This window comes from Methylobacterium sp. WL18 (assembly GCF_008040015.1).
Classification (GTDB): Bacteria; Pseudomonadota; Alphaproteobacteria; order Rhizobiales; family Beijerinckiaceae; genus Methylobacterium; species Methylobacterium mesophilicum.
On the sequence record NZ_VRVD01000459.1, the window covers coordinates 1 to 3,812 of the forward strand.

The following is a 3,812-nucleotide window of genomic DNA, read 5'->3' on the forward strand; positions in this document are numbered from 1 at the left end:
GCGCAGCGCCGTGCCGCCGCGGAGGTCGGCGGCGCGACGCGCGCGCTCTCCGTGCCGGATCATGGTTCCGCGACTTCGCCGGGCAACCGTCCGAGGCCGCCCGCGACCCCGAACCGTCCTGTCCTCGGATCGCGGAGAGTTCGACCATGAGCGGCATCGGCCTCAGTGTCCTGATCGTCACCTACAACACCGGCGCCGACATCGAGACCTGCCTGCGCCTCCTCGCGGCCAGCCGGATCGACCGGTCCTACGAGGTGATCGTCGTCGACAACGCCTCGTCGGACGGCACGCCGGAGCGGATCGCCGGCGCCTTCCCGTGGGTGCGGCTGATCGCCGAGCGGACCAACCACGGCTTCGCGGGGGGCAACGCCGTCGCGCTCGCTGCGGCGCAGGGCGACACGATCCTGCTTCTGAACCCCGACGCGTTCCTGCGCGACCCGGAGGCGCTAGCCGGAGCGCTGGCCCATCTCGACGCGCATCCCGATGTCGGCGCGGTCGGGCCGCGCCTGATCTTCCCGGACGGCCGCCATCAGGTCGGCGATGCCGGCTACGAGCCGCGCCCGCTTTCGACCCTGGTCCACGCTGCCGGGCTGTCCGGGCGCTTCGGCCTGCGCGGCCTCTACCTCGCGAGCCGGCAGGCCCGGGGGCGCGAGGCCCTGGACGTGGACTGGGTCTGCGGCGCGTTCGTCCTGATGCGCCGGAAGGCGGTCGAGGCGATCGGTGGCCTGGAAAGCACGCTGTTCCTCTACGGCGAGGACGTCGATTGGGGCTGTCGCCTGCGCGATGCCGGCTGGCGGGTCGCCTACCTGCCGGGGATCGCGGTCGTCCATCTCCAGGGCGGCTCGGCCGGCACGCGCTCGGCCCGCTGGCTCGACGGGCTGGCGGGGATCTACCGCCTGCGCAACGCCGGCCGGCTCCTGTCCTCGCCGGCCTTCTTCGTAGCCCCGCTGCGCCTCGGCTTCACCCTGCGGGCGCTGGCCTACAGCCTCGCCGGCCGCCTCGGACGGCAGCCGGAACTCGCCCGCAAGGCCGAGGACATGCGCAGGTTTTCCAACCATCTGCGCAGTCTTCGAGGCTGATCGGCCCGATCCTCACGCCTTCTTCCGGATGAAAACCATGTGGTAGCCTTTCAACGGACCCGGCGTGAGCCGGAACAGCAGCTCCCAGAACTTGCCCAGGACGATGTTCTCGCCATGATAGAACGGCTGCCCGTCAAAACTGTAGGTGAAGTGCTCGAACCGATCAGTTGGGAAAAGCCGCTTCCGCGCCGCCTCCGTGTTCATCGTGTAGAGCGGCACGAACGAGTCGATCTCGACCCGCCGCGGCTCGACCCAGCGCAGGACCTGCGCGTGCAGCCGCTTCGGGATCAGCCGCGCGCCGACCCCGACATAGCCCCAGCGGTTGGGCGTCCAGGCGCAGAGCCACCCCCCCGGGGCGAGGACCCGGCCGAGCTCGGCCGCGGTGACCTCGGCATGCTCGATATGTTCGAGGACCGAGAACGCCGAGATCAGGTCGAAGCTTCCGTCCGGGAATGGAAGGACCCCGTCGTGGCCGATCAGACGGACCTCGTCGGCCGACTTGTTCTCGAGGACCGCCTCGTCCACGTCGCAGGCCATGACGTGGGCGCAGCGTCCGCGGAAGTCGCCGAGGTGCCGGCGCAGTGGAACCGGGTCATCGGTCCACTTGCCGCGCCCGGCCCCGAACTCCATCACCCGCATATCCGGCCGGAGCAGCGCGTTGACACGCACGATGTACTCCATCCGGTGGTCCTGCCGGGAGTAACCCCCGGCCCCCATCTCCCGGAACAGGCGCTGTTCGACGGTGACCATACTTCAGGCTCCCTTGAGGACGCGACGCGCGCCGGAGTGGTGAATCGGGACGGGCCGGACGGGCGCCCGGCGGTGGCGATCCTCGGCACCCGCGGGGTGCCGGCCGCGCATGGGGGCTTCGAGACCCTGGCCGAGCGCCTGGCGCTGGATCTCGTCGAGCGGGGCTGGCGGGTCGAGGTCTATTGCCAGGTCAGCACGCCGACCCCGCCGAGCGTCTGGCGCGGCGTGGCGCTGATCCCGGTCGCGGTGCGGGGCGACGGCGCCTTCGCGACGATCGTGTTCGACCTCAAATGCACCCTGCGGGCGGCGTTCCGGCCGGCCCTGCCGCTGGTGCTCGGCTACAACACGGCCCTGTTCTCGATCTTGTACCGCCTCACCGGCAAGCGCAGCGTCATGAACATGGACGGGATCGAGTGGAAGCGCGACCGGTGGTCGAAGCTCGCCAAGGCATGGTTCTGGCTGAACGAGCGTCTCGGCAGCCTGTTCTCGACGCATCTGGTCGCGGACCATCCGGAGATCGCCCGCCACCTCGCCCGCAACACCGCGGCGAAGCGGATCACCACGATCGCGTACGGCGCCGACCCGGTGCTGGAGGCGCCGACGACGCCGCTGTCTGCGTTCGGCGTGCGCCCCCGCGATTACGGGCTGCTGATCGCCCGGGTCGTGCCCGAGAACCTCGTGCTCCAGATCGTCCGCGCCTGGAGCGAGATCCGCCCCGGCCTGCCCCTCGTCGTGCTCGGCAAGCTGATGGACTCGGATTCCTACCACCGCGCCGTGAAGGCCGCGGGCGGCCCGGACGTGATCTTCGCGGGCGCGATCTACGAGGCCGACCGGGTGTCGGCCCTCCGGCTCCATGCCCGCTTCCACATCCACGGCCACACGGTCGGCGGCACCAATCCGTCCCTGGTCGAGGCCCTCGGCGCCGGCTCGCCGATCCTGGCCCACGACAATCCGTTCAACCGCTGGGTGGCGGGCGACGGCGCCGTGTTCTTCGGCGACGAGACCGAGCTGCGCCGGGGCATCCTGAACCTCGTGCGCGCCGCGCCGAGCCGGCTCGACGCGATGTCGGCGGCCTCCCGCGACCGGCATGCGGACGCGTTCGGCTGGCGTGGCATCGTCGATGCCTACGAAGGCGTGCTCCGCCGCCAGCTCCCGTCCCGGCGCGCCGCCCGCGGAGGCCGGGAAGCCATCCGCCGCCACGAGCACGGGCCGGCCTGACCGGCGGGCCGACGTTGCAGGGTTGGTCCTAAACTGCATCGCCGCCCTCCGGAACATCGCAGCGGCTGCGGATCTGCCGCTGCGCGACCATCGTCACGGTGCCGGCGGGCACGTCCCGCAGGCTGCACACGCCGATCCCGATCGTCGCCCCGGCCCCGACCGTGACGGCACCCTGGACGGCCGCGTGGGCGCCGACCACGGCATTGTCGCCGAGGCGCGGCGCGTCCGCGGGGAACGGCGCGCCGGGGAAGACCCAATCCCGCGGCCCCACGAGCGTCCCGGGAAGCAGCACCAGATCGATCCCCGCGCTGCCGCAGAACACGATGCGGGCCGGGTGGGGCACGAACAGGCCGGGCCCGATCGGCGAGCCTGGGTGCAGGCTCGCGCCGGTCAGCCGCAACGACAGGTCCGAGACGGCGGCCGCGCATCGCCGCCAGCCGTGTCCGTGGATCAGATGCGCCACGCGGTGGAAGATCGCCACCTGCATGGCGGGCAGCGTCAGGTGCATCAGGCGTCGCAGCCGGGAGGTCGGCTTGCCGCCCGTGGTCTGGCGCAGGACGCGGGCGAAGTCGGCCGACAGCAGCCGGCGCACCTCCGCGTAGCCGGTCGGACCGCGCTGATCGGCGTTCACGAGGGCGCCCGTAAAGCCGCGGCTACGCGGCAAGACCGGCGCCCTTTATCTTAAAAACAACACCGAGCCCACGAGACTACGCAGCCGCTCGTTAGCAGTGTTATTCGTGAAAAAAAAAAAGGGGGGGGGGGGGG

At 71.4% G+C, this 3,812-nt stretch carries 4 protein-coding genes; 2 read left to right on the top strand and 2 right to left on the bottom strand.

Features of this window, described 5'->3' with window-relative positions; translation table 11 throughout:
• Positions 1-146 precede the first annotated feature (146 nt).
• Positions 147-1,079, top strand: a complete 933-nt coding sequence (locus FV228_RS22865) for a glycosyltransferase family 2 protein (protein WP_147856694.1) — start codon at positions 147-149, stop codon at positions 1,077-1,079.
• Between the two features lie 12 nt (positions 1,080-1,091).
• Here FV228_RS22865 and FV228_RS22870 read toward each other — a convergent pair whose 3' ends face one another.
• On the bottom strand, positions 1,092-1,829 hold the full coding sequence (locus FV228_RS22870; protein WP_147856695.1) for a class I SAM-dependent methyltransferase: 738 nt from the start codon (positions 1,827-1,829) through the stop codon (positions 1,092-1,094).
• Between the two features lie 36 nt (positions 1,830-1,865).
• Here FV228_RS22870 and FV228_RS22875 point away from each other — a divergent pair, with 36 nt between their 5' ends.
• Positions 1,866-3,047 (top strand): DUF1972 domain-containing protein, encoded by a 1,182-nt coding sequence (locus FV228_RS22875; RefSeq protein WP_238261033.1) that lies wholly within the window; start codon positions 1,866-1,868, stop codon positions 3,045-3,047.
• A 28-nt stretch (positions 3,048-3,075) separates the two neighbouring features.
• On the opposite strand, the gene FV228_RS22880 is transcribed toward FV228_RS22875, so the two are convergent.
• Positions 3,076-3,711, bottom strand: coding sequence for a serine acetyltransferase (locus tag FV228_RS22880; protein ID WP_246693997.1), 636 nt, complete (start codon positions 3,709-3,711; stop codon positions 3,076-3,078).
• Positions 3,712-3,812 lie beyond the last annotated feature (101 nt).